Source organism: Streptomyces sp. NPDC093568, from assembly GCF_044764945.1.
GTDB lineage: Bacteria > Actinomycetota > Actinomycetes > Streptomycetales > Streptomycetaceae > Streptomyces.
Map to the genome: position 1 here is coordinate 871,868 of NZ_JBIWJD010000001.1, position 24,568 is coordinate 896,435.

At 70.9% G+C, this 24,568-nt stretch carries 20 protein-coding genes and 1 tRNA gene; 12 read left to right on the top strand and 9 right to left on the bottom strand.

The window, feature by feature from the left end; genetic code table 11:
- Nucleotides 1-74 precede the first annotated feature (74 nt).
- The 8 genes from ACIRD7_RS03780 (at nt 75) to ACIRD7_RS03815 (ending at nt 8,897) form a co-directional block, all read left to right on the top strand.
- Nucleotides 75-1,316 (top strand): inositol-3-phosphate synthase, encoded by a 1,242-nt coding sequence (locus ACIRD7_RS03780; RefSeq protein ID WP_403449272.1) that lies wholly within the window; start codon nt 75-77, stop codon nt 1,314-1,316.
- Entirely contained in the window at nt 1,306-2,343 is a 1,038-nt protein-coding gene (locus ACIRD7_RS03785; protein WP_403449274.1) for an SCO3242 family prenyltransferase, read from the top strand. The genes ACIRD7_RS03780 and ACIRD7_RS03785 overlap by 11 nt, the downstream gene beginning before the upstream one ends.
- The gene (locus ACIRD7_RS03790; protein ID WP_403449276.1) at nt 2,340-3,305 is read left to right on the top strand and encodes a sugar phosphate isomerase/epimerase family protein; all 966 of its coding nucleotides are present in this window, start codon (nt 2,340-2,342) and stop codon (nt 3,303-3,305) included. The genes ACIRD7_RS03785 and ACIRD7_RS03790 overlap by 4 nt, the downstream gene beginning before the upstream one ends.
- Nucleotides 3,302-4,207 carry an EboA domain-containing protein gene (locus tag ACIRD7_RS03795; RefSeq protein ID WP_403449279.1) on the top strand — a complete coding sequence of 302 codons (906 nt, stop codon included), beginning with the start codon at nt 3,302-3,304 and terminating at the stop codon, nt 4,205-4,207. Before ACIRD7_RS03790 ends, ACIRD7_RS03795 begins: the two co-directional genes overlap by 4 nt.
- Nucleotides 4,207-5,127 carry a TatD family hydrolase gene (locus tag ACIRD7_RS03800; protein ID WP_403449281.1) on the top strand — a complete coding sequence of 307 codons (921 nt, stop codon included), beginning with the start codon at nt 4,207-4,209 and terminating at the stop codon, nt 5,125-5,127. The genes ACIRD7_RS03795 and ACIRD7_RS03800 overlap by 1 nt, the downstream gene beginning before the upstream one ends.
- Before the next feature lie 3 nt (nt 5,128-5,130).
- Nucleotides 5,131-6,300 carry a metabolite traffic protein EboE gene (eboE, locus tag ACIRD7_RS03805; RefSeq protein WP_403449283.1) on the top strand — a complete coding sequence of 390 codons (1,170 nt, stop codon included), beginning with the start codon at nt 5,131-5,133 and terminating at the stop codon, nt 6,298-6,300.
- Nucleotides 6,297-7,760, top strand: a complete 1,464-nt coding sequence (locus tag ACIRD7_RS03810) for a nucleotide pyrophosphatase/phosphodiesterase family protein (protein WP_403449285.1) — start codon at nt 6,297-6,299, stop codon at nt 7,758-7,760. Before eboE ends, ACIRD7_RS03810 begins: the two co-directional genes overlap by 4 nt.
- An 87-nt stretch (nt 7,761-7,847) precedes the next feature.
- Nucleotides 7,848-8,897 carry a sugar phosphate isomerase/epimerase family protein gene (locus ACIRD7_RS03815; protein WP_403449287.1) on the top strand — a complete coding sequence of 350 codons (1,050 nt, stop codon included), beginning with the start codon at nt 7,848-7,850 and terminating at the stop codon, nt 8,895-8,897.
- Nucleotides 8,898-8,974: 77 nt separating this feature from the next.
- Here ACIRD7_RS03815 and ACIRD7_RS03820 read toward each other — a convergent pair whose 3' ends face one another.
- The 5 genes from ACIRD7_RS03820 to ACIRD7_RS03840 form a co-directional block, all read right to left on the bottom strand.
- The gene (locus tag ACIRD7_RS03820; protein WP_403449289.1) at nt 8,975-10,363 is read right to left on the bottom strand and encodes an OFA family MFS transporter; all 1,389 of its coding nucleotides are present in this window, start codon (nt 10,361-10,363) and stop codon (nt 8,975-8,977) included.
- Between the two features lies 1 nt (nt 10,364).
- Entirely contained in the window at nt 10,365-11,753 is a 1,389-nt protein-coding gene (locus tag ACIRD7_RS03825) for an OFA family MFS transporter (RefSeq protein WP_403449292.1), read from the bottom strand.
- Nucleotides 11,754-11,872: 119 nt separating this feature from the next.
- Complete coding sequence (locus ACIRD7_RS03830) at nt 11,873-14,017, bottom strand: acetate--CoA ligase family protein (RefSeq protein WP_403449295.1); 2,145 nt, start codon at nt 14,015-14,017, stop codon at nt 11,873-11,875.
- Between the two features lie 4 nt (nt 14,018-14,021).
- Complete coding sequence (frc, locus tag ACIRD7_RS03835; protein ID WP_403449297.1) at nt 14,022-15,272, bottom strand: formyl-CoA transferase; 1,251 nt, start codon at nt 15,270-15,272, stop codon at nt 14,022-14,024.
- A 10-nt stretch (nt 15,273-15,282) separates the two neighbouring features.
- Nucleotides 15,283-16,965 (bottom strand): thiamine pyrophosphate-binding protein, encoded by a 1,683-nt coding sequence (locus tag ACIRD7_RS03840; RefSeq protein WP_403449300.1) that lies wholly within the window; start codon nt 16,963-16,965, stop codon nt 15,283-15,285.
- A 145-nt stretch (nt 16,966-17,110) separates the two neighbouring features.
- Between ACIRD7_RS03840 and sucC the strand changes: the two genes are divergently transcribed.
- The 4 genes from sucC to ACIRD7_RS03860 all read left to right on the top strand — a co-directional run bounded on the left by sucC (nt 17,111) and on the right by ACIRD7_RS03860 (nt 21,068).
- Nucleotides 17,111-18,244 (top strand): ADP-forming succinate--CoA ligase subunit beta, encoded by a 1,134-nt coding sequence (sucC, locus tag ACIRD7_RS03845; protein ID WP_403449303.1) that lies wholly within the window; start codon nt 17,111-17,113, stop codon nt 18,242-18,244.
- Nucleotides 18,245-18,258: 14 nt separating this feature from the next.
- Nucleotides 18,259-19,143 (top strand): succinate--CoA ligase subunit alpha, encoded by an 885-nt coding sequence (sucD, locus tag ACIRD7_RS03850; protein WP_403449304.1) that lies wholly within the window; start codon nt 18,259-18,261, stop codon nt 19,141-19,143.
- Nucleotides 19,144-19,250: 107 nt separating this feature from the next.
- On the top strand, nt 19,251-20,792 hold the full coding sequence (locus ACIRD7_RS03855) for an aldehyde dehydrogenase family protein (RefSeq protein WP_403449307.1): 1,542 nt from the start codon (nt 19,251-19,253) through the stop codon (nt 20,790-20,792).
- 191 nt (nt 20,793-20,983) lie between these two features.
- Nucleotides 20,984-21,068: transfer RNA gene (locus ACIRD7_RS03860), tRNA-Leu, on the top strand.
- A gap of 128 nt (nt 21,069-21,196) precedes the next feature.
- Here the strand turns inward: ACIRD7_RS03860 and ACIRD7_RS03865 are convergent.
- From ACIRD7_RS03865 to ACIRD7_RS03880, 4 genes are read right to left on the bottom strand one after another with little or no spacing between them, the layout of a single operon-like run.
- Nucleotides 21,197-21,754, bottom strand: coding sequence for an NADPH-dependent FMN reductase (locus ACIRD7_RS03865; protein WP_403449308.1), 558 nt, complete (start codon nt 21,752-21,754; stop codon nt 21,197-21,199).
- 5 nt (nt 21,755-21,759) lie between these two features.
- Nucleotides 21,760-23,016 carry a cytochrome P450 gene (locus tag ACIRD7_RS03870; RefSeq protein ID WP_403449310.1) on the bottom strand — a complete coding sequence of 419 codons (1,257 nt, stop codon included), beginning with the start codon at nt 23,014-23,016 and terminating at the stop codon, nt 21,760-21,762.
- Between the two features lie 45 nt (nt 23,017-23,061).
- Nucleotides 23,062-24,255, bottom strand: a complete 1,194-nt coding sequence (locus tag ACIRD7_RS03875; RefSeq protein ID WP_403449313.1) for a cytochrome P450 — start codon at nt 24,253-24,255, stop codon at nt 23,062-23,064.
- 31 nt (nt 24,256-24,286) lie between these two features.
- Nucleotides 24,287-24,562, bottom strand: a complete 276-nt coding sequence (locus ACIRD7_RS03880) for an acyl carrier protein (protein WP_403449316.1) — start codon at nt 24,560-24,562, stop codon at nt 24,287-24,289.
- Nucleotides 24,563-24,568 lie beyond the last annotated feature (6 nt).

Genomic DNA, 24,568 nt, shown 5'->3' on the forward strand with positions numbered 1-24,568 from the left:
CGGGCGGGGGACGCCGGACCCCCGCTCGCCGTCTCCTCCCCCCGCCGCGTTCGCGCACGACCAGGAGGCTGCACATGTCCGCGTCCCTCTCCCGACCGCGTGTGGGGGTGTGGCTGATCGGAGCCCGAGGTTCCGTCGCCACCACCGTCGTCACGGGGTGCGCCGCCGTCACCGCGGGGCTGCACCCGCCCACCGGCATGGTGACCGAGACACCGGCGTTCACCGACAGCGGCCTGCCCGCGCTCTCCGACCTCGTCTTCGGCGGCCACGACACCCTCGACTGCCCCCTGCCCAAACGCGCCGAGACACTGACCGCCGGCGGCGTCCTGCCGCCGGGCGTCGCCACCGCCGTAGCCGCCGAACTCGCCGCTGCGGACGGGGAGATCAGGCCCGGCGGCCCGGTCCCGGGCGACACCAGGAGCGAGGCCGAACTGATCACGGCCTTCGCCGACGACATGCGCGACTTCGTACGCCGCCACGAGCTGGAGCGGGCCGTGGTGGTGAACGTCGCATCCACCGAACCCGCGTCCGCGGGGCCCGGCTCTGCGCTCCCCGCCAGCACCTTGTACGCACTGGCGGCCCTGCGCGCGGGCTGCCCCTACGTCAACTTCACACCGTCCGAGGGCATGCACCACCCCGTCGCCGCCCGCGAGGCCGAGCGCAACGGACTGCCGTACGCCGGCCGGGACGGCAAGACCGGACAGACCCTGCTGCGGGCCGTGCTCGGCCCCATGTTCGCGCAGCGGGCGCTGAACGTACGGGCCTGGTCCGGCACCAACCTCCTCGGCGGCGGCGACGGCGCCGCCCTCGCCGACCCGGCCGCCGCCGCGGCGAAGAACGCCGGCAAGGAACGCGTCCTCGCCGACACCCTCGGCACCGTCCCCGAGGGCGAGGTGCACATCGACGACGTCCCGGCCCTCGGCGACTGGAAGACCGCCTGGGACCACATCGCCTTCGACGGCTTCCTCGGCACCCGCATGATCCTCCAGACCATCTGGCAGGGCTGCGACTCGGCACTCGCGGCCCCGCTGGTGCTGGACCTGGCACGGCTGACCGCCCGCGCCCACGAGGCCGGCCTGTCCGGCCCGCTCGGCGAACTGGGCTTCTACTTCAAGGATCCGGTGGGGGACGGACCGGCGAGCCTGGCCGAGCAGTACGCGGCGCTGATGGGGCTGGGCGAGCGGCTCCGCGGGGCGGGCGCCGGTCACTGCCGAACCGCTGTCGGAGACTCCGGCATCCGCCGGTCCGCCGAGGAGGCTGCCGCACGCGCCGTCGATCCGGCCGAGCCCGCCCCCGGGAGTGGCCGTGAGCCGTAGCCGCGCCTGGGCCGAACTGCTGCGGCTCCCCGCCCTGTTCACCGTCCCCGGCGACGCCCTCAGCGGTGCCGTCGCCGCCGGGGGCAGGGCCAACCCCCGCACTCTGCTCGCCATCGGCTCCTCCCTCTGTCTCTACGAGGCCGGCATGGCCCTCAACGACTGGGCGGACCGCGCGGAAGACGCCACCGAGCGTCCCCACCGCCCCCTGCCGTCCGGCCGCATCCGGCCGTCCTCCGCCTTCACCGCGGCCTGCGCCCTGACCGCCGCCGGGCTCGGCCTGGCCGCCGGCGCGGGCCGCCCGGCGCTGGCGGTGGCCACCCCTCTGGCCGCCACGGTCTGGGCCTACGACCTGGCCTTGAAGCACACGCCCGCGGGCCCCGTGGCCATGGCCGCCGCGCGCGGCCTCGACCACCTGCTCGGCGCCGCCACCACCGGCCGTCCACTCCAGGCACTGCCCTCCGCCGTCCTCCTCGGCACCCACACCCTCGCCGTGACGACCGTGTCCCGCCGGGAGACACAGGGCGGCACGTCCCTTCCGCCCCTGGCCGCCCTTGCCGCGACGGCCGTCCTCACACGGCTCCTCGCGCGCGGCGCACGCGGCACGAGGGCAGCCGCCTCGATGGGGACCGCCTCCGGGTCGGCTCCCGGTGGCCGAGCGGGGATGGGGATAGGGGTTGAGATGGGGGCCAGTCCCAGAAGCACCACCACCCCCGCCGCCGCCCTTTGCCCCGGCATCGGCACGACGCGCCCGACGCCCGCACACGACCGGCTCGCCCTCACGCTCGACGGGGCCCTGCGCACCGCCCTGGCCGCCGCCTACGCCGCCACCGCCGGCCGGCCCTACACCCACGCCGCGCTCAACCCCTCACCTCCCCTGACCCAGCGAGCCGTCGGCGGCGGTATCCGCGCCACCATCCCGCTCCAGGCGGCGCTCGCCGCCCGCGCCGGATCCGGGCTCACCGCCGTGGCCATCGCCGCGCTCGCCCCGATCGGACGGAAGTACGCGAAGAAGGTGAGCATCACATGAGCCCGCGGACCCACCCGGCACAGGACACCGCCGCCGCGCCCTCCCGCCGCACCCCCCTCCGCTTCGGCTACGGCACCAACGGTCTGGCCGACCTCCGGCTCGACGACGCCCTCGCCCTGCTGGCCGACCTCGGCTACGACGGCGTCGGCCTGACCCTCGACCACATGCACCTCGACCCCTTCGCCCCGGACCTGCCCGCCCGCACCCGCCGGGTCGCCGGCCGGCTCGCTGAACTCGGTCTGGGCGTCACGGTGGAGACGGGCGCCCGCTACGTGCTCGACGCGCGCCGCAAGCACGGCCCCTCCCTGCTGGACCCGGAGCCCGAAGACCGGGCCCGCCGCGTCGACCTGCTGCTGCGCGCCGTACGGGTCGCCGCCGACCTCGGCGCCCACGCCGTGCACTGCTTCAGCGGCACCCTCCCGCCTGGCACGGACGAGGACACGGCGTGGAAACGGCTGGCCGACAGCCTCACCCCCGCCCTGAACGCCGCGGCGGCCGCCGGTGTGCCGCTCGCCGTCGAACCGGAGCCCGGTCACCTCCTCGCCCGCCTCGACGACTTCCACCGCCTGCGCCGCCTCCTCGGCGACCCGGACGCCCTCGGCCTCACCCTCGACATCGGCCACTGCCAGTGCCTCGAACCCCTCCCTCCCGCCGACTGCGTACGTGCCGCCGCGCCCTGGCTGCGCCACGTCCAGATCGAGGACATGCGCCGCGGAGTACACGAACACCTCCCGTTCGGCGAGGGGGAGATCGACTTCCCGCCCGTCCTGGAAGCCCTCGCCGCCACCGGCTACCAGGGCCTGACCGTCGTCGAACTGCCTCGCCACTCGCACGCGGGCCCGCACTTCGCCGAACTCTCCCTCCCGTTCCTCCGCGGCGCCGAGGCCACTGCCACCCGATCTCTCGTACCTGTGCCACCCCATGGCGATCCCTCCGCCACCCCCGAAGGGAGCACCTCATGAGCCACCCCCGCACCAGCCCGGCGACCCCGGGCGCGGACATGGAGGACCGAATGGGCACGGAGAGCCGAGCGGGCGCCGGGGACAGATCCGGCGACGACAGATCCGGTGGCGACAGGTCCGGTGGCGACGGGTCCGGTGGCGACAGGTCCGGTGGCGACAGGTCCGGCGTCGACAGAACGATCACCGAGAGCCGGACCGCTACCCCACCTTCGTCGGACACCCCGGACACCCCTCTCGCCCTCACCCCGCCCACCGCCCTCCGCACCCACCTAGCCGCACGCCTGGACTCGGCGCCCCGCGCCTGGCTGCACCGGGCCCTGGACGAGGCCGCCGCCAACCCCGGCACCCACGGGCCCATCTCCGTCTGGGAGTTGCGCATCGCCGAGGCCGGACGCCGCTGCGGCCAGGAGTACGCCGACGCCGTCCGCGTCCTCATCCTGCACGCGGCCGACGCCGACCCGGACGCCCTCGCGCGGGTCTACTCCCAGGGCACCGCCGCCGAACGCCGGGCCGTCCTGTACGCGCTGGCCCACCTAGTGCCCGGCCCGGATGCCCTCCCGCTCGTCGAGGACGCCCTGCGCACCAACGACACCCGGCTCGTCGCCGCCGCCGTCGGCCCCTACGCCGCCCGGCACCTCGACCCTCACCAGTGGCGGCACGCCGTCCTGAAGTGCCTGTTCACCGGGGTCCCCGTCGCCACCGTGGCCGACCTGGACCGCCGCGCCCACGGCGACGCCGAACTCGCCCGCATGCTCGGCGACTACGCCGCCGAACGCACCGCCGCCGGCCGTCCCGTACCCGTAGATCTGCACCGCGTCCTGACCCTGACCGACCCCATGGCCACCCCACCCGCGTCCACCGCCCAGCGCGGCGGCCGCGGCACCGACGGCAAGGAGTCCTGATGCGCCTCTTCGACCCCCACATCCACATGACGTCGCGCACCACCGACGACTACGAGGCCATGCACGCCGCCGGCGTTCGTGCCGTCGTCGAGCCTTCCTTCTGGCTCGGTCAGCCCCGCACCTCTCCCGCCTCCTTCCTCGACTACTTCGACTCCCTCCTCGGCTGGGAGCCCTTCCGCGCCGCCCAGTACGGCATCGCCCACCACTGCACGCTCGCCCTCAACCCCAAGGAGGCGAACGACCCGCGCTGTGTCCCCGTCCTCGACGAACTGCCCCGCTATCTCGTCAAGGACCAGGTCGTCGCCGTCGGCGAGATCGGCTACGACTCGATGACCCCCGCCGAGGACACCGCCCTCGCCGCCCAGCTCCAGCTCGCCGCCGCCCACGAGCTGCCGGCGCTCGTCCACACCCCGCACCGCGACAAGCTGGCGGGCCTGCGCCGCACCCTCGACGTCGTCCGGGAGTCCGCGCTGCCCCCGGAGCGCGTCCTCATCGACCACCTCAACGAGACGACGGTCAAGGAGGCCAAGGACAGCGGCTGCTGGCTCGGCTTCTCCGTCTATCCCGACACCAAGATGGACGAGGAGCGGATGGTCGCGATCCTCCGCGAGTACGGGCCCGACCAGGTGCTGGTGAACTCCGCCGCCGACTGGGGCAGGAGCGACCCCCTGAAGACCCGCAAGGTCGCCGACCTGATGCTCGCCGAGGGCTTCGACGAGGACGACGTAGACCGGGTGCTGTGGCGCAATCCCGTCGCCTTCTACGGGCTCAGCGGCCGCCTCACCCTCGACGTGGCCACCCCGGAGGCGACCCACGAGGGCAACTCCATCCTCCGCGGCGCACCCAAGGACCCGGACGGAACGGCCGGCGCAAGAGGCGAGTCGGAGACCCCGGCCGGCGTCCCCACCACGGGGGCGTGAGGCATGCGCTTCCGCCACCCCGACGGCTCCACCGTCCACCTCGCCTACTGCACCAACGTCCACCCGGCCGAGACCCTCGACGGTGTCCTCGCCCAACTCCGCGACCACTGCGAACCCGTCCGCCGACGGCTCGGCCGCGACCGGCTCGGCATCGGCCTGTGGCTCGCCAAGGACGCCGCCCACGCCCTCGTCACCGACCCGTCCGCCCTGCGCGGGCTGCGCACCGAGCTGGACCGGCGCGGACTTGAGGTCGTCACCCTCAACGGCTTCCCCTATGAGGACTTCGGCGCCGAAGAGGTCAAGTACCGCGTCTACAAGCCGGACTGGTCCGACCCCGAACGCCTCGAACACACCACCGCACTGGCACGCGTCCTCGCCGGCCTCCTCCCCGACGACGTCACCGACGGCAGCATCTCCACCCTGCCCCTCGCCTGGCGGACCGCCTACGACGAGCACAGCGCCGAGACCGCCCGCACCGCCCTGCTCACTCTCGCCGAACGCCTCGACGCGCTGGCGGAGCTGACCGGCCGCGACATCCGGCTCGGCCTCGAACCCGAACCCGGCTGCATCGTCGAGACCACCGCCGACGCCATCGCCCCGCTCACCGAGATCGGGCACGACCGCATCGGCATCTGCGTCGACACCTGCCACCTCGCCACCTCCTTCGAAGATCCAATCACCGCACTGGACGCGCTCACAGAAGCGCGCGTCCCCGTCATCAAGTCCCAGCTGTCGGCCGCCCTGCACGCCGAGAACCCGCACCTCCCCGAGGTCCGCGAGGCCCTCGCCGCCTTCGACGAGCCCCGCTTCCTGCACCAGACCCGCACTGCCACCGCCGCCGCTCTGCGCGGCACCGACGACCTCGGCCAGGCCCTGGGCGATGAGGCCCTCCCCGACGCCTCTCCATGGCGCGCCCACTTCCATGTCCCGCTCCACGCGGCCCCCACCGCACCGCTCACCTCCACGCTCGACGTCCTGAAGTCCGCACTGACCCGGCTCGTGGGCGGCCCGCGTCCGCTCACCCGGCACCTGGAGGTCGAGACCTACACCTGGCAGGCCCTCCCGGCCGAACTGCGCCCGCGCGCCCGCAGCCAGCTCGCCGAGGGCATCGCCGCCGAACTCACCCTCGCCCGCGACCTGTTGACCGACCTCGGCCTGAAGGAGCTGCCATGAACGCGCGACCAGGACCGGCGGTCCCGGCAGCCCCGCAAGACCCGGCCACCCGCACCGCATCCGGAGCGGACGCCACCGCCGATGGCCGGCCCACCCCCCTCCTCGTCCTGGACGTCGTCGGCCTCACCCCCCGTCTCCTCGTCCACATGCCCCACCTCAAGAGGCTCGCCCAGTCCGGTTCACAGGCGTCGCTCGGTACCGTCCTGCCCGCCGTCACCTGCGCCGCCCAGTCCACCTTCCTCACCGGCACCCACCCGTCGGAGCACGGCATCGTCGGCAACGGCTGGTACTTCCGCGACCTCGGCGACGTACTCCTGTGGCGCCAGCACAACGGACTGGTCGCCGGCGACAAGCTCTGGGACGCAGCCCGCCGTGCCCACCCCGGCTACACCGTCGCCAATATCTGCTGGTGGTACGCCATGGGCGCGGACACCGACATCACCGTCACCCCCCGTCCCATCTACTACTCCGACGGCCGCAAGGAACCCGACTGCTACACGCGCCCGCCCGCACTGCACGACGAACTCACCGAGAAACTGGGCACCTTCCCGCTCTTCCACTTCTGGGGCCCCGGCGCGGACCTCGTGTCCAGCCGCTGGATCATCGACGCCACCCGTCACATCCTCCGCACCCGCCACCCCGACCTGGCGCTCTGCTACCTCCCTCATCTCGACTACGACCTGCAGCGCTTCGGCCCCGACGACCCGCGCTCACTGAAGGCGGCCGCCGATCTGGACGCGGCCATGGCCCCGCTCCTGGACGACGCCCGAGCGCAGGGCCGGACCGTGGTGGCGCTCTCCGAGTACGGCATCACCCGCGCGGACCGGCCCGTCGACATCAACCGGGCGCTGCGCCGAGCTGGGCTGCTGGAGGTGCACACCCAGGACGGCATGGAGTACCTCGACCCGATGGCGTCACGCGCCTTCGCCGTCGCCGACCACCAGATCGCCCACGTGTATGTGCGGCGCCCGGAGGACCTCGACGCGACCCGAGCCGCGCTCGCCGGACTGCCCGGCATCGAGCAACTCCTCGACGACGAGGGCAAGAAGGCCCACCATCTCGACCACCCGCGCTCCGGCGAACTCGTCGCCGTGGCCGAGCCCGACGCCTGGTTCACGTACTACTACTGGCTCGACGACGCCCACGCGCCCGACTTCGCGCGGCTCGTCGAGATCCATCGCAAACCCGGCTACGACCCGGTCGAACTCTTCATGGATCCCCTCGACCCCTACGTCAAGGTGAAGGCCGCGACCGCGCTCGCGCGCAAGAAGCTCGGCATGCGCTACCGCATGGCGGTCGTGCCCCTGGATCCGTCACCTATTCGCGGCAGCCACGGCCGCCTTCCCGCGAGCGACGACGAAGGTCCGCTCCTCATCTGCTCCACCCCCCGCGCTGTCGGCGACCGCGTCGCGGTCACCGATGTGAAGTCACTCCTGCTCCAACTCGCCGGTCTCGGCTGAGGGGCCTCACCGGCCCGTCTCTCCCGACTGGTCCCCAGTGAAGCACTCACCACTGACAACGGCCTTCGATCACAAGGAGTTCCAGGCATGAGCCGCTTTTCCCAGACGGACCCCGAACTCACCCACCGCCTCAGCAGACGAGGCATGCTCGGCGTGGCGGCGGGCGCCACGGCCGCCGCTCTGGTGGGCGCGGCCACCGCCCCCGCGACCGCCGCACCCGCACCCGCCGCGGCCTCCCACGGCGGCGGCCGCGGCCGTCCCGTCCTGCCGCCCGGCCGGCTCGGCATCCAGCTCTACAGCCTCCGCGACAAGGTCTCCACGCTCGGCTTCGCCCCCGTCTTCGCCGAGTTGGAGAAGTACGGCTACGACGAGGTGGAGTTCGCCGGATACACCCAGGGCTCGGCAGGCCCGATCACCCTCGCCCAGCTCAAGCGGCTGGCGCGGAACCACGGACTGAACCCGATCGGCAGCCACGTCGGCTACTACTCCGACGACCCGAACGCCTACACCTTCGCCCAGAACCTCACCAAGGTCCTCGACGACGCCCAGGCACTCGGCCTGAAGCACATCGGCACCGCCTCCGGGCCGTTCCGCTACGGCTCCACCGTCGACGCCTGGAAGCGCGCCGCCGAGGAGTTCAACACCTACGGAGCGGCCGCGAAGGCGCGCGGCATGAAGTTCTACCAGCACAACCACTCCGAGGAGTTCTCCTTCGCCACCGACAACCCCAAGGTCCGCCTCTACGACGTGCTGCTCGCTGAGACCGACCCCGATCTCGTCTTCCTGGAGATGGACATCTTCTGGGCGTACTCGGGCCAGTTCCGCTTCTCCAAGCGGCCCGACGGCTCGGCCGCCCCCTTCGAGCCGCTGGACTACGTGCTGAAGCAGCCGCACCGCTACCCGCTCTTCCACGTCAAGGACGGGGTGAACGACCCGGCAAACACCTACGGCTACCGCATGGTCGACGTCGGCGACGGCGACATCGACTACAAGCGGTTCATCTCCGCCGTGACGAAACTGCGCGGGCAGCGGTTCGCCCACCACTGGCAGGCGGAGCACGACAACCCGGCCGAGTCCTTCACGTTCGCACGCCGCTCGAGCCAGCATCTGCACTCGCTGCGCGAGAAGGGCTGCTGAGGACCGTACGGACATGAGGAGGCCCTCCCCGGAGCGGGGAGGGCCTCCTCACGTACGCGACCGGTCGTCGCGACAACTCAGCTCGCGGGCTGCGGTGTTGCCGTCCGGCCGGGCTGCCGCAGCAGCAGCGCGATCGCGGCCGCCACGATGGACACGCCGCCGGCCAGCGCGTACGCGCCGTCGTAGCCCCAGGCCGCGACGACCATGGAGCCCAGACCGCCGCCGAAGAGGCCGCTGATCAGCTTGCCGCTGTAGACGAGGCCGTAGTTGGTCGCGTTGTAGTTCTCCCCGAAGTAGTCCGGGGTGAGCGCCGCGAACAGCGGGTAGAACGCGCCGCCGCCGAAGCCGGAGAGGAAGGCGAAGAAGAGGAACAGCGATTCGCTCCGGAGGTCTCCGGCCCAGATCACGCCGAACTGCGCGAGACCCAGGACGAGGATCACGAACACCAGGGTCGGCTTACGGCCCCAGCGGTCGGACAGCCAGCCCACGACGCCGCGGCCGACGCCGTTGACGACCGCCATCACACCCATGGACGACGCGGCGACGAGCGGGCCGAACCCGACCTCCTTTGCATAGTCGACCTGGAAGGAGATGCCGAAGATCGACACTCCCGCGGTCAGGACGACGGACAGCCACATCAGGGGCAGCATGCCCGTCCTGATCGCCTCCCGGGGCGTGTACTGCTTCACCGCGGGAGGGTTCTTCGCCAGGCTGACCGCGTTCTTCTGGTCGCCCGAGAACGACAGGGGATCGACGTCCGCGGGCCACCAGTTCTTCGGGGGGTCCTTGAAGAAGAACGCGCATCCGAAGACGACGATCATGATGTAGCAGCCGATGAGGTCCAGCACCCGGTGGTAGTTCGCGGTGTCGAACCCGTAGTTGAAGATGAAGATGAACGGCAGCGATCCGTACGCGAACCCGCCGTTGACGAACCCGGTCCGGGCCCCGCGGCGTTCCGGGAACCACTTGCCGACCATGTTGATGCAGGTCGCGTAGACCAGGCCGGCCCCGATGCCGCCGATGACACCGAAGCCGAGGATCGCCAGCAGGACGTTGTTCAGGTGCGAGAGAGCGAGGAACCCCAGCAGGCACATCCCCGAGCCCAGGTACATGGCCCGGCGTGCCGTCAGGATGCCCTTCTCCCGCAGCCAGCCCGCGGGGAAGGCGACTCCGGCCTGGAAGAACACCCAGACGCTGAGGATCCAGAAGGTGTTGCTCTGCGTCCAGCCGTGCGCGTGGGACAGGGTGTCCTCCGCGGAGCCGTACGCGTATTCGAAGACGCTGATGGCCATCATGGCGATCCACGGGAGATACACCATGATCTTGCGTGAGTGGCCCAGGATGTCCCGGTCGGTCTCGCCGACGCGGTAGACGCGCCCGCGCGCGTCGGTCACCTCACGGTAGGGACGGTGTGCGGCGTCGGATGGTGCGGACGAACTGTTGGCTGCGTACGGATCTGCCGTCATGTCAGGCCATGTCCTCGCCGAGAGGTTGCGGGTTGGGGGCGATGCGGCTCTGTTCCTTGTCGCGTCCCGGTGGGCTGAGGAACAGCGCCACGCAGCCGGCGAAGAGCGAGATGGAACCGGCCAGGATGAAGGCGCCGGAGTGACCCCAGGCGCTGACGACCACGGCACCCATGCCGGCGCCCAGACCCGAGACGAGCTTGGCGCTGTAGACCATGCCGTAGTTGGACGCGTTGTTGTTCTCGCCGAAGTAGTCGGCGGTGAGCGCCGCGAACATCGGGAAGATGGCGCCGCCGCCGAAGCCGGAGATCGCGGAGAAGATCAGGAACAGGGTGAGGTTCTTGCTCTCGGCCGACCAGAGGATGCCGTACTGGGCGAGGCCCAGGATGACGCAGACCGCGAGCAGGCACCGCTTACGGCCGTAGAGGTCGGAAAGCCAGCCGATCACGCCGCGGCCGGTACCGTTGACGACCGCCTTCAGCGACATGGCCGTAGCCACGATGCCACCCGCGAATCCGGCCTCCTCGCCGATGTCCACCTGGAAGGCGATACCGAAGATGTTCACGCCGGACGTGCACGCCAGACAGAACCACATCAGGGCCACCCGGCCGGTCTTCCAGGCCTCCCGAGGGGTGTACTGGCGCACGGCGGGCGGGTTCATCCGTAGCGAGCGGGCGGCGCGCGGGTCCTTGGGCGGGTTGAGCGGGTCGACGTCCGCGGGCCACCAGTTCTTCGGCGGGTCCTTGAAGAAGAACCCGGCCACTCCCACCATCAGGGCGAGGAAGAGGCCGACCGAGACCAGCACCCAGCGGAAGTTGGTCAGGTCCATGTAGCCGGTGAAGAGGAAGACGAACGGCACCGAGCCGTAGGCGAAGCCGCCGTTGACGAATCCGGTCTTGCCGCCCTTGCGCTCCGGATACCACTTGCCGACCATGTTGACGCAGGTGGCGTACACCATGCCCGCGCCCATGCCGCTGAACATACTGAAGCCGATATAGGCGACGACGACATGTGGTGCGTAGGCCAGCGAGAGATAGCCCAGCAGTGTGCCCGCCGCACCCAGCATCATGGCGAAACGGGCCGGCAGCCTGCCCGACTCACGCAGCTTGCCGGCGGGGAAGGCCACCGCGGCCTGGAAGAAGACCCAGACCGTCATCATCCAGAAGATGTGCGCACTGGCCCAGTGGTGCGCGGTGTGGAGGGTGTCCTCGGCGGACGCGAACGCGTACTCGGCGGAGGAGATGCCCATCATGCCGATCCACGGCAGGATCACCATCCACTTGCGTTTGCGGCCCATGATGTCGATGTCGGACTCGCCGACGCGATAGACGCGTCCGTTCTTGTCGGTCACCTCGCGATAGGCGGCGACCCGTGGAACGTCGGTGGTTGTCACGTTGGTTGCACCCCTTGCGTCGAAAGTTCTGGCCAGCGCCCCCTGTCCAATGCCTTTCGTGTGCGCACGGGTCCCGGGTCGGCCGACCGCACTGTCGGCCGACCCCGTCTCCGGTTACGTCATGAACCGCCCCCCAACATCCCCGCCGCCCGCGCCCACCGGTACTTGGCGCCGAGCACGGCCACCGGCTTCTCGGTCGTGTACGGGTAGGCCACGACCCCCCGCTCGTACAGGTACTGGCAGGCCTCCTCGACCTCGACGTCGCCCGCGAGCGACGCGACGACGGGCTTCTCTATCCCGCGCTCCCGGAATTCGGCCACCACGCGCGCGGTGAGCTCGGCGAAGACCATCGGGGGAGTGACGATCGTGTGCCAGTAGCCGAGGACCAGCGCGTGGATGCGCGGGTCCTCCAGGCCGAGCCGGATCGTCGCCTCGTACGTCGACGGCGGCTCGCCACCGGTGATGTCGACCGGGTTGCCCGCCGCCCCGAAGGGCGGGATGAACTTCCGGAAGGCCTCGTCCAGGTCCGGCGGGATCTCCATCAGGGTCAGGCCGTTGTCGGTCACCGCGTCCGACAGCAGTACGCCGCTGCCGCCGGCCCCGGTGATGATCACGACGTTGTCGCCCTTGGGGGCGGGCAGGACCGGCAGCCCGCGCGCGTACTCCAGCATGTCGTTCAGCCCGGGCGCCCGGATGACACCGGCCTGCCGGAGGATGTCGTCGTACACGGCGTCGTCGCCGGCGAGGGCTCCGGTATGGGAGCCGGCGGCCTTGGCACCCGCGGCCGTACGGCCCGCCTTGAGGACCACGACCGGCTTCTTCGGCACGGTCGCCCGCGCGGCCTCGACGAAGGCGCGGCCGTCCTTGAGGTCCTCCAGGTGCATCGCGATGCACTCGGTGTGCGGATCCTCGCCGAACCAGGTCAGCAGGTCGTCCTCGTCCAGGTCGGACTTGTTGCCGAGGCCGACGATCGCCGACACGCCCGTCTTCGTGGTCCGCGCGAAGCCCAGGATCGCCATGCCGATGCCGCCGGACTGCGAGGTCAGCGCCACCCCGCCCTTGACGTCGTACGGCGTGCAGAACGTGGCGCACAGGTCCTGCCATGTCGAGTAGTAGCCGTAGATGTTCGGTCCCAGCAGCCGGATGCCGTGCCGCTCGGCGATCGCGACGATCTCCTCCTGGAGTTCGTGCTCGCCGGTCTCCGCGAACCCGGAGGGGATCAGCACGGCGTTCGGGATCTTCTTGCGTCCCACCTCCTCCAGGGCCGAGGCCACGAACTTGGCGGGAATAGCGAAGACCGCCACATCCACCTCACCGGGAACGTCCGTGACACTCTTGTACGCCTTGCGGCCCAGAATGTCATCGGCCTTGGGGTTCACCGGGTGGATGTCCCCGGCAAAACCCCCGTCGATGAGGTTGCGCATGACCGAATTGCCGATCTTGCCCTGCTCGTTGGAGGCGCCGATGACGGCGACCGACGCGGGCTGCATCAGACGGCGCATGGAGGTGAGGATCTCGTCGCGCGTGTAGCGGCGGCGGGGCTTCGCCGGCGCCTCCGACAGGATCACGCGGATGTCGGCGGCGACCGCCCCCTCCGCGGTCGCGATCACCGGGTTGAGATCCACCTCGGCGATCTCCGGGAAGTCCGAGACCAGTTGTGCGACCCGGCGGATCTGCTCCGCGATCGCCCACCGGTCGACGGCCGCCTGGCCGCGCACCCCGCGCAGGATCTCCGCCGACCGGATCGAGTCCAGCATGGACAGCGCCTCGTCGGCGGTCACGGGCGCGAGCCGGAAGGTGACGTCCTTGAGGACCTCGACGAGCACCCCGCCCAGCCCGAACGCGACGACCTTCCCGAAGGTCGGGTCGGTGACCGCGCCGACGATCACCTCCTGCCCCTTGGGCAGCAGTTCCTGCACCTGCACGCCCTCGATGCGGGCGTCCGCGTTGTACGCGCGGGCGTTGTCGACGATCTTGTGGAACGCGGCCCGTACGTCGGTCGCGCCCTCGACGCCCACGATCACGCCGCCCGCGTCGGTCTTGTGCAGGATGTCGGGCGAGACGATCTTCATCACGACGGGCCCGCCGAAGCGCGCCGCGTACGCGACGGCCTCGTCGACGTCCGTCGCGAGCTCCTCGCCCGGTACGGCGATCCCGTACGCGTCGGCGATCACCTTGCCCTCGGGCGCGGTGAGCGCCGTGCGTCCCTCGGCCCGCACGGAGTCGAGGAGTGCCCGCACCCTCAGGACGCGGTCTTCGGCCATCACGTCAGATCACTCCGTTCGACTTGAGCAGGCGCAGCTCCTCGTCACCGAGGCCGAGCTCGCCGATGTAGACCTCTTCGTTGTGCTCACCGAGCAGCGGCGAACTGCCCACCTCGACGGGGGAGTCGGAGAGCTTCAGCGGGCTGCCGACGGTCACGAACTCCCCCCGCTCGGGGTGCGGCACGGTGACGACCATCTCGTTGTCGACCAGCGAGGAGTCCTCGATGATCTCCTTGGTGGACAGGATCGGCCCGCACGGGATGTTGTGGGCGTTGAGCCGCTCCAGCACCTCCCACTTGGGCAGGGTCGAGGACCACTCCTCGATCAGCTGGAACATCTTGTTCAGCTTGGGCAGCCGGGCCTCCGGCGTCGCCCACTCGGGATCGTCCGCGAGTTCGGGCCGGCCGATGAGCTCACTGATCGGCTGCCAGCCGACGGGCTGGACGATGACGTACACGTAGTCGTTCGGGCCGCCCGGCGCGCACTTGACCGCCCAGCCGGGCTGACCGCCGCCGGACGCGTTTCCCGAGCGGGGAACTTCGGTGCCGAAGTCCTCGTTGGGATATTCAGCGAGCGGCCCATGTGTCAGGCGCTGCTGATCCCTCAGCTTCACCCGGCACAGGTTGAGTACAGCGTGCTGCATGGCCACGTTGACCCGCTGCCCACGCCCGGTGTGCTCGCGCTGGTACAGCGCCGCGAGAATCCCCGCGACGGCGTGCACACCCGTCCCCGAGTCCCCGATCTGGGCTCCGGTCGCCAGCGGCGGCCCGTCCTCGAAACCGGTGGTCGACATCGACCCGCCCATGGCCTGCGCGACGACCTCGTACGCCTTGAAATTGGTGTACGGGCCCTCGCCGAACCCCTTGATGGAGGCATAGACGATACGCGGATTGATCTCCTGGATGCGGTCCCAGGTGAAGCCCATGCGGTCGACCGCGCCCGGTCCGAAGTTCTCGACCATGACGTCGGAGCGCCGGATCAGCTCGGTGAGGATCTCCTTGCCGCGCTCGGTCTTGGTGTTGAGAGTGATGCTCCGCTTGTTGCAGTTGAGCATCGTGAAGTAGAGCGAGTCGACGTCCGGGAGGTCGCGCAACTGCTTGCGCGTGATGTCACCGGTCGGCGCCTCCAGCTTGACGACGTCAGCGCCGAGCCAGGCGAGCAGCTGGGTCGCGGAGGGCCCGGACTGGACGTGGGTCATGTCCAGGACGCGGATGCCTTCGAGAGCCTTGGACGGAGTGTCCGTCGTGCCGGTCATGGCGGCCACCTCACTTGTACATGGTCTGGTTCATGGTTCCGGGGGCATACGCGTCCGGGTCGACCCAGACGTTGATCAGCGACGGCTTGCCGGACTCGCGGGCGCGCCTGAGCGCGGGGCCGATGTCGGCGGGATCGCGGACCTCCTCGCCGTAACCGCCCAGCATCTGCGCGAACTTGTCGTAGTGGACGTCGCCGAGGGTGTTGCCGACCCGCTCGCGCTCCAGGCCGTACTTCTGGGCCTGGCCGTAGCGGATCTGGTTCATCGAGGAGTTGTTGCCGACGATGCCGACGAAGGGGAGGTCGTAGCGGACGAGCGTCTCGAAGTCCCAGCCGGTGAGGGAGAACGCGCCGTCGCCGAACAGCGCGACGACCTCCTTGTCCGGTCGCGCCTGCTTGGCCGCGAGCACGAACGGCACCCCGACGCCGAGCGTGCCCAGCGGGCCCGGGTCCATCCAGTGCCCGGGAGACTTGGGCTGCACGACCTGACCGGAGAAGGTGACGATGTCGCCGCCGTCGCCGATGTAGATCGAGTCCTCGGTGAGGAAGTCGTTGATCTCGCTGACGAGCCGGTACGGGTGGATCGGCGAGGCGTCCGACTTCAGGCTGGGCAGCCGCTTCTCCAGAGCGGTCTGCTCGGCCGCGCGCAGCTCGTCGAGCCATTCCTTGCGCTTGGACGCGCCCCCGTTCACGCGCCCGGAGGCGGCTTCGGTCACCGACTTCAGCACCAGCCCGGCGTCGCCCACGACCCCGAGGTCGATGTCGCGGTTCTTCCCGACCGTGCGGTAGTCGAGGTCGATCTGCACGACGGTCGCGTCCGGCGACAACCGCTTGCCATAGCCCATGCGGAAGTCGAAGGGCGTGCCGACGATGACGATGACGTCGGCGTTGGAGAAGGCGTACCGGCGGGACAGCTGGAAGTGGTGCGGGTCGCCGGGCGGCAGCGTGCCGCGGCCCGCCCCATTCATGTAGGCGGGGATGTTGAGGGTGCGGACGAGCTCGATGGCCGCCTCGGTGCCGCGGGTCGTCCACACCTGGCTGCCGAGCAGGATGGCCGGCTTCTCGGCGTGGACCAGCAGGTCGGCGAGCTTCTCGATGGCCTCGGGGTCGCCGGCCGAGCGGGTGGAGGCACGGTAGGCGCCCTCCTTCGGCACACGCGCCTTGCTCACCGGCACCTTGGCGTCGAGGACGTCGCGCGGGATCTCCAGGAAGGAGGGGCCGGGCGCGCCGTGGTAGCACTCACGGAACGCCATCGACACCATGTCCGCCGCGCGCGCCGTGTCCGGCACGGCCGCCGCGAACTTGGTGATCGGCGTCATCATGTCGACGTGCGGCAGGTCCTGCAGGGACCCCATCTTGTGCTGGGTGAGCGCGCCCTGGCCGCCGATGAGCAGCATCGGTGACTCGGCGCGGAAGGCGTTGGCGACACCGGTGACGGCGTCGGTGGTGCCGGGGCCGGCGGTGACCACCGCGCAGCCGGGCTTGCCGGTGATGCGGGCGTACCCGTCGGCGGCGTGGGCGGCGACCTGCTCGTGGCGGACGTCGACGACCTCGATGCCCTCGTCGACGCAGCCGTCGTAGATGTCGATGATGTGGCCGCCGCACAAGGTGTAGATGCGGTCGACCCCCTCGGCCTTCAGAGCCTTGGCAACGAGATGACCACCGGAAATGACGTCCTGGGTGTCGTCGGGCATGGCGAAGTCCTGTCCCTTCGTAGGGGGGTGGAACGGCTCTCGCGGTACATTGCATACAGTCGACGAATACTGTATGAACCTTGTTATCCCGCATCCAGTGGGTGGTGTCCAGGGGGCGTGCGGCACTTTTGAGTCAGGAGCCGGAATGGACCTGTACGAACACCAGGCAAGGGAACTCTTCGAGGAACACGGCATCTTGGTGCCGCGGGCGGAGGTGACGGACTCACCCAAGGAAGCCCGCGAGATTGCCCGCCGACTCGGTGGCCGGGTCGTGGTCAAGGCGCAGGTGAAGACCGGTGGTCGAGGCAAGGCGGGCGGTGTGAAGCTCGCCGCCGACCCGGCCGCCGCCGAGATCACGGCACGCCAGATCCTCGGCATGGACATCAAGGGCCACACGGTCGGCAAGGTGATGCTGGCCCAACCCGTGGACATCGAGGCCGAGTTCTACGTGTCCTACGTGCTCGACCGAGCGGCGGGCGGCTTCCTCGCCATCGCCTCGGCCGAGGGAGGGATGGAGATCGAGGAGGTCGCGGCCACTCGTCCGCAAGCCGTGGCCCGCATCCCCGTCGACCCGGCCGAGGGCGTCACCTCCGCGAAGGCCGGCGAGATCGCCGCGGCGGCCGGACTGCCGCCGCAGACGGTCGACGTCCTCGTACGGCTGTGGGAGGTGCTGGTCCGCGAGGACGCCCTGCTCGTCGAGGTGAACCCGCTCGTGCGGACCGCACAGGGACAGATCCTCGCCCTCGACGGCAAGGTCACCCTCGACGACAACGCCCGCTTCCGGCAGGCACGCTGGGGCGCCGACGGCGTGGAGCACGACGACGCGCTGGAGGCGGCGGCCGCCGCCAAGGGTCTCAACTACGTCAAGCTCGACGGCGAGGTCGGCATCATCGGCAACGGCGCGGGCCTCGTCATGTCGACACTCGACGTCGTCGCGGGCTGCGGCGCCCGCCCCGCCAACTTCCTCGACATCGGCGGCGGCGCATCGGCTCAGATCATGGCCGACGGCCTGTCCGTCATCCTCTCCGACCCGGCCGTGAAGTCCGTCTTCGTCAACGTCTTCGGAGGGATCACCGCGTGCGACGCGGTCGCCGACGGCATCGTGCAGGCCCTGGACAGCGTCCAGTTGACCAAGCCGCTCGTCGTCCGCCTCGACGGCAACAACGCCGCCCGGGGCCGCGCCATCCTCGACGACCGCGCCCACCCCCTGGTCCAGCAGGCCACCACCATGGACGGCGCCGCGCTGCGCGCCGCCCGACTCGCCGCCGCCACAGCCTGAGGAGACATGACGACATGGCCATCTACCTCACCAAGGAGAGCAAGATCCTCGTCCAGGGCATGACCGGCGGCGAGGGCATGAAGCACACCCGGCGCATGCTCGCCGCCGGCACGAACGTCGTCGGCGGCGTCAACCCGCGCAAGGCGGGCCAGAGCGTCGACTTCGACGACCGTGCCGTGCCCGTCTTCGGCTCGGTCGCCGACGGCATGCGCGCGACCGGCGCCGACGTGACCGTCGTCTTCGTGCCGCCCGCCTTCGCCAAGGCGGCCGTCGTCGAGGCGGCGGACGCCGGCATCGGACTCGCCGTCGTGATCACGGAGGGCATCCCCGTCCATGACTCGGTGGCGTTCACCACGTACGCCAAGGGGCGCGGCACCCGCATCGTCGGCCCCAACTGCCCGGGCCTGATCACCCCCGGCCAGTCCAACGCGGGCATCATCCCGTCCGACATCACCAAGCCCGGCCGCATCGGCCTGGTCTCCAAGTCCGGCACGCTCACCTACCAACTGATGTACGAGCTCCGCGACATCGGCTTCTCCACCTGTGTGGGCATCGGCGGCGACCCGGTCGTCGGCACCACCCACATCGACTGCCTCGCCGCCTTCCAGGACGACCCCGACACCGAACTGATCGTCCTCATCGGGGAGATCGGCGGCGACGCGGAGGAGCGCGCCGCCGCGTTCATCCGCGACCACGTCACCAAGCCGGTCGTCGGCTACATCGCCGGCTTCACCGCGCCCGAGGGCAAGACGATGGGGCACGCGGGCGCGATCGTGTCCGGCTCGTCCGGCACGGCGACGGCGAAGAAGGAGGCGCTGGAGGCCGTGGGAGTACGGGTCGGCGGCACGCCCACCGAGACCGCGCGCCTGGTGCTGGATCGCCTCGAGGCGAAGGCGTGACGTCACTCAAAGTCCATACGACGTCACTTTCGGGTGTGCCCGCACCTCGCTACCTTCCGCCATACCCATCACAACCGCCCCCGACTGTGCACCGAGAGCGGAGATCCATGGCAACCACCCTCACCCTCAAATCCGGCACCTCCTGGACCGACGCCTGGGAGCGCTGCCTCACCGTCGCCCCGGAGGCCTTCCGGGACGACCGCGTCCTCAACCTCTGGAACTCCACCTGGCAGGCGGACGGCAGTGCGCTGCCCGCCACCAGCCCCGTCGACGGCAGCCGCATCGCCGGCCCGCCACGCCTGGACCGGGCCACCGCCCACCAGGCCGTACGCGCCTCGCTCGACCAGCACCGCGCATGGCGGCACATCCCGCTGGACGAACGCCGGGCGCGTGTCGCAGCGACCCTCGACGCCCTGACCCAGCACCGGGACCTGCTCGCCCTGCTGCTCGTCTGGGAGATCGGCAAGCCCTGGCGGCTCGCCCGGGCCGACGTCGACCGGGCCATCGACGGCGTGCGCTGGTACGTCGACGGCATCGAACCGATGGTCGCCGGCCGGGCCCCGCTGACCGGTCCGGTGTCCAACATCGCGAGCTGGAACTACCCGATGAGCGTGCTCGTTCACGCAATGCTGGTACAGGCACTGGCAGGCAACGCGGTCATCGCCAAGACCCCGACCGACGGCGGTGTCGCCTGTCTGACCCTGGCCTGTGCGCTCGCCGCCCGCGAGGGAATTCCCGTCACCCTCGTCAGCGGCAGCGGAGGCGAGCTGTCCCAGGCGCTGGTGCGGGCGCCGGAGATCGGCTGTGTCTCCTTCGTCGGCGGCCGCGACACCGGCGCCGCGGTGGCCACGGCCGTCGCCGACCTCGGCAAGCGGCACGTACTCGAACAGGAGGGACTGAACACCTGGGGTATCTGGAACCACACGGACTGGGACGCACTCACGGCCGTCATCCCCAAGCTCTTCGACTACGGCAAACAGCGCTGCACGGCGTACCCGCGCTTCGTCGTCCAGCGTGAGCTGTTCGACGAGTTCCTCGCGGCGTACCTCCCGGCGGTGCGCACGCTGAAGGTCGGCCACCCCTTGGCGGTCGAGAACCGGGACGACCCCTACCCGCAGCTCGACTTCGGGCCGGTGATCAACGCGGCCAAGGCCAAGGAGCTGAGCGACCAGGTCGCCGAGGCGATCGACCGCGGCGCCGTCCCGCTGCACCGCGGCAAGCAGTCCGACGCCCACTTCCTCCCCGGCCAGGACATCTCGGCGTACGTCCAGCCGGTCACCCTGCTCAACCCACCGCCTTCCTCCCCGCTGCACCACGCGGAGCCGTTCGGCCCGGTCGACACGATCGTCCTGGTCGACACGGAGGCGGAGCTGCTGGCGGCGATGAACGCGTCCAACGGCGCGCTGGTCGCCACGCTGTCCACGGACGACCGGGCGACGTACGACCGCCTGGCCCCCCAGATCCGCGCGTTCAAGGTCGGCCACGGCAAGCCGCGTTCCCGCGGCGACCGCGACGAGCTGTTCGGTGGGTTCGGCGCGTCCTGGCGCGGGGCGTTCGTCGGCGGCGAGCTTCTGGTGCGCGCGGTCACGCAGGGACCGGCGGGGGAGCGGCTGCCCGGGAACTTCCCGGACTACCACCTCATGCCGTGACCGGACGCGGGGCGGGCCTCCCCCGTCCGTGACCCCGCGGTCACCTGCCGTGAAGGGGCACGGGCCTCCTCGCCACGTGCGTCCCGAGGGCCGTCAGGCGGACGGATATGCAGGTGAAGGGCACTCCGAAACCTTGGTATTGTTGTCCACGTCGCCGAGGGGAACACCCCCGGCAAGGCGGCAGACACCTAGTCCGGGTGGCGGAATGGCAGACGCGCTAGCTTGAGGTGCTAGTGCCCTTTATCGGGCGTGGGGGTTCAAGTCCCCCCTCGGACACACAGAACGCGGCACCACGCATCACTCGTGCGGGTCGAGGCTCAGCCTCGACCCGCACGAGTCGTTTCCGGGCACGAGCGGCAAGCCCCGGATCGCCGCCTAAAGCCCGCAGCCCGCCGCCCCCCCGCTCACGAAGCGGGAACGTGATCCTCCGTGCGTGCCTCGGCCACCGCCCGGGAGAGGTCGTCGAGCAGTGCGCGCAGCTCGGCCAGCGTCGGCTCGTCGGTCAGGCGGCCGTCCCTCACCTTGCGGGTGGCCTGGGGGATGCGCAGGCTCTGCGGGAGGACGCTCGCGCCCATCACGGTGAGCGTCTGGGTCAGCCAGGCCCGGGCATGGTCCCCTCCGGTGATGGCCGGCGACGCGCTCATCAGGGCCACCGGCTTCGCGGCGATCTCACCGCCGCCCACGAGCCACTCCAGCGCGTTCTTCAGCACCCCCGAGGTCCCGTGCGCGTACTCGGGCGTGGCGATCAGCAGGCCGTCGGACGCGCCGAGCCGGGCGCGCAGCTCGGCCACGATCTCGGGGAGGTCGTTCTCCTCCACGTCGGCGTTGAAGAAGGGCAGCCGGCCCAGGTCCGGCTCGACGGTGATCTCCCACGGCGGTACGAACAGGTCGGCAGCCGACCGCAGCACAGCCGCGTTGAGCGACCCCGACCGCAGACTTCCGCACAGCGCAAGGATTTTCATGGTGATCAGCCTACGTTCTCGTCAGTCGCCGGCCCGAAGGTCACCGGCAGGCAGGACAGGGCGCGTGACACGGTCGACGGGCGATAGGAGGGCTCGCCGGCGAGTGCCAGGTCCGGCAGTTTCGCGAAGATCAGCGGGACCGCGATACGGGCCTCCAGGCGCGCCAGCGGAGCGCCGAGGCAGTGGTGGATGCCGTGGCCGAAGGCCAGGTGCCCCCGCTCGCCACGGGAGATGTCGAACTCCTCGCCGCGCAGGAAGCGGGCAGGGTCGCGGTCGGCGGCGGCCACACTCAGCGCGACGGCCTCGCCCGCCGGGATGGTGACGTCCCCGACGGTGACCGGCTTGCGGGTGAAACGCCAGATGGCGTTCTGGATCGGGCCGTCCCAGCGCAGCACCTCCTCCACGGCGTCCGGCCAGCGCTCCGGCTCCCGGGTCAGCAGCGCCAGCTGGCCGGGGTGGCGCAGCAGCGCCAGCACGGTGCTGCCCAGCAGGTTCACGGTCGTCTCGTGGCCGGCGGAGAGCAGCAGCGCCAGCATCGAGACCAACTCGTCCTCGCTGAGCCGGTCGGACTGGTCGCGGGCCTCGATGAGCGCCGAGGTCAGGTCGTCACCGCCGCTCTCCCGCTTGCGCCGGACCAACTCGCCGAGGTAGCCGTGCACTTCCTGGAACGCGGCCATCGCCGCGTCCCGGCTGTCCTCGTCGTTGCTCATCACGGCCTCGACCGCGCGCCGCAGCCGCTCACCGTCCTCGGCGGGCACGTCCAGCATGTGCCGGATTACCTCCATGGGCAGCAGCGCCGCGAACTCGGTGGTCAGGTCGGCCCGCCCGGCCCGGTCGCCGCCCCGGGCCAGCAGCCCGTCGAGGAGCCGGGTCGCGGTCTCCTCGATGCTGGGGGCCAGGGCTTCGATACGGCGCGGAGTGAAGCCCTTCGACACCAGCGAGCGCAGCCGGGTGTGCCGAGGCGGGTCCGAGACCAGCATGGAGTCGCCCATCCCGATCACCACGTCGCCCGTGATCGGGACGCGCTGCTCCTGGAACGCCGTCCAGGTCCCGGCCATGTCCTTGGAGTAGGAGTCGTTGTCGAGGAAGGCACGGCGGCAGTCCTCGTAGCGGGTGAGCAACCAGGCCTCGACGCCGCCGGGCAGGGTGACCCGGTGCGCCCGGCCGTCCTGGCGCAGGGCCGCGTACGCCGGGTAGGGATCGGCAACGAACTCGGGGGTGAACAGGGCTGGTGCGGAGGCGGCGTGCGGGCAGGCGGTCACTGCTGGTCCAATCGGCGGGGGGAGGGGGCGTGGGGGGTGTGGGGGTCACCAGGTGACGGGCAGTTCTCGCACTCCGTAGAGCACCATGTCGTGCCGGAACGGCAGTTCCTCGATCGGCCGGAGCGGGCGCAGCCCCGGCAGCCGTTGAAGGAGGCCGCCGAAGACCTCGGTCAGCTCCACCCGCGCCAGGGTGGCCCCGACGCACTTGTGGAAGCCGTGGCCGAAGGCGAGGTGCCGGCCGGTGTTCTCGCGGTGGATGTCGAAGCGGTCGGCGTCCTCGAAGACGCTCTCGTCGCGGTTGGCGGCGTTCAGCATCACCAGGACGCCGTCACCGGCGCTGATCTGCTGTCCGCCGACCACGACGTCCTCGGTGGCGGCCCGGGGGAGACCCGCGTGGTTGATCGACAGGTAGCGCAGCATCTCCTCGACGGCGCCGGGCAGCAGAGCGGCTTCGCCCTTCAACTCGGCGAGCTGGTCGGGGTGTTCGAACAGGGCGACCGTGCCGATGCCGATCATCTGGGCCATCGTGTCGTATCCGGCCAGGAGCAGCAGGGCCGCCATCCCGACGAGTTCCTCGTGATTGAGGCCGCCCTCCGCGGACCGCGTGACCATCCGACCGAACAGGTCCTCCGACGGCTTCGCCTCCTTCGCGGTCACCAGCCGGTCGAAGTACCCCATCAGCTCGCCCGCCGCCCGTACGGCCTCCTCGGGCGGGGTGGTGCGGTCCAGGACGGTGTCGGTGAGGGACACGAACAGCACATGGTCCTCGAATGGGACGCCGAGGATCTCGCAGATGGTCATGGCGGCCATGGGCAGCGCGAACTGCCGTACCAGATCGGCCGATTCACGGCCATCGGCGGTCATGTCGTCGATCAGCCCGTCGAGGATCCGGCGCATCGTGGGCCGCAGCGCCTCCATCTGGTTGATCAGGAACTCCCGGGTCACCGAGCGGCGCAGCCGCCCGTGGTCCGGGGGGTCCGCCTGCATGAAGAAGCCGGCCGGCGGCGGCACGTCTCCGGTGACATAGGTGGGGAAGCCGGGGGTGCGCGGATCCGAGCTGAACGCGCGGTGGGTCAGTACGGCCCGCACGTCCTCGTGCCGGGTGACGACCCAGGCGGCGTCGCCGCGCGGCGTGCGCACCTGGAACACGGGGCGCTCGGAGCCCAGCGCCCGGTACTGGGGCGGCGGGTCCAGCGGGTGGGCGCGGGGCATCGGGAACTCGGGCAGGGTGGCGGTCATCGCGTCGACTCCGGTGGTGAGGGTGTGGCGGTCAGGGGGCGGCGATCAGCGGGACCAGGGCCTCGGCGAGCGGAGTGAGCGCGGGGTGGTCCCACATCACCGTCGGCTCGACCTCTATGCCGTAGTGGTCCTCTATCTCGGCGCACAGGCCGAGCGCGTACACGGAGTCGAGGCCGTACTCGCCCAGTGGAAGGTCTGGCCGGATCTCGTCGACGGGGAGTCCGGTGTGGGCGGCGACGCGGCCGCGCAGCCATTCGCGCACCTCGTCCGCGGAGACCGCGGCGGGCCGGGTGGTGAGTTCGGACATGGGGTC

Excerpts from the sequence above, each read along its gene's own strand:
- ACIRD7_RS03780 (WP_403449272.1), top strand. The coding sequence starts at position 75 with ATGTCCGCGTCCCTCTCCCGACCGCGTGTGGGGGTGTGGCTGATCGGA.
- ACIRD7_RS03790 (WP_403449276.1), top strand. The coding sequence starts at position 2,340 with ATGAGCCCGCGGACCCACCCGGCACAGGACACCGCCGCCGCGCCCTCC.
- ACIRD7_RS03795 (WP_403449279.1), top strand. The coding sequence starts at position 3,302 with ATGAGCCACCCCCGCACCAGCCCGGCGACCCCGGGCGCGGACATGGAG.
- ACIRD7_RS03800 (WP_403449281.1), top strand. The coding sequence starts at position 4,207 with ATGCGCCTCTTCGACCCCCACATCCACATGACGTCGCGCACCACCGAC.
- eboE (WP_403449283.1), top strand. The coding sequence starts at position 5,131 with ATGCGCTTCCGCCACCCCGACGGCTCCACCGTCCACCTCGCCTACTGC.
- ACIRD7_RS03810 (WP_403449285.1), top strand. The coding sequence starts at position 6,297 with ATGAACGCGCGACCAGGACCGGCGGTCCCGGCAGCCCCGCAAGACCCG.
- ACIRD7_RS03815 (WP_403449287.1), top strand. The coding sequence starts at position 7,848 with ATGAGCCGCTTTTCCCAGACGGACCCCGAACTCACCCACCGCCTCAGC.
- ACIRD7_RS03820 (WP_403449289.1), bottom strand. The coding sequence starts at position 10,363 with ATGACGGCAGATCCGTACGCAGCCAACAGTTCGTCCGCACCATCCGAC.
- ACIRD7_RS03830 (WP_403449295.1), bottom strand. The coding sequence starts at position 14,017 with ATGGCCGAAGACCGCGTCCTGAGGGTGCGGGCACTCCTCGACTCCGTG.
- frc (WP_403449297.1), bottom strand. The coding sequence starts at position 15,272 with ATGACCGGCACGACGGACACTCCGTCCAAGGCTCTCGAAGGCATCCGC.
- ACIRD7_RS03840 (WP_403449300.1), bottom strand. The coding sequence starts at position 16,965 with ATGCCCGACGACACCCAGGACGTCATTTCCGGTGGTCATCTCGTTGCC.
- sucC (WP_403449303.1), top strand. The coding sequence starts at position 17,111 with ATGGACCTGTACGAACACCAGGCAAGGGAACTCTTCGAGGAACACGGC.
- sucD (WP_403449304.1), top strand. The coding sequence starts at position 18,259 with ATGGCCATCTACCTCACCAAGGAGAGCAAGATCCTCGTCCAGGGCATG.
- ACIRD7_RS03855 (WP_403449307.1), top strand. The coding sequence starts at position 19,251 with ATGGCAACCACCCTCACCCTCAAATCCGGCACCTCCTGGACCGACGCC.
- ACIRD7_RS03865 (WP_403449308.1), bottom strand. The coding sequence starts at position 21,754 with ATGAAAATCCTTGCGCTGTGCGGAAGTCTGCGGTCGGGGTCGCTCAAC.
- ACIRD7_RS03875 (WP_403449313.1), bottom strand. The coding sequence starts at position 24,255 with ATGACCGCCACCCTGCCCGAGTTCCCGATGCCCCGCGCCCACCCGCTG.
- ACIRD7_RS03880 (WP_403449316.1), bottom strand. The coding sequence starts at position 24,562 with ATGTCCGAACTCACCACCCGGCCCGCCGCGGTCTCCGCGGACGAGGTG.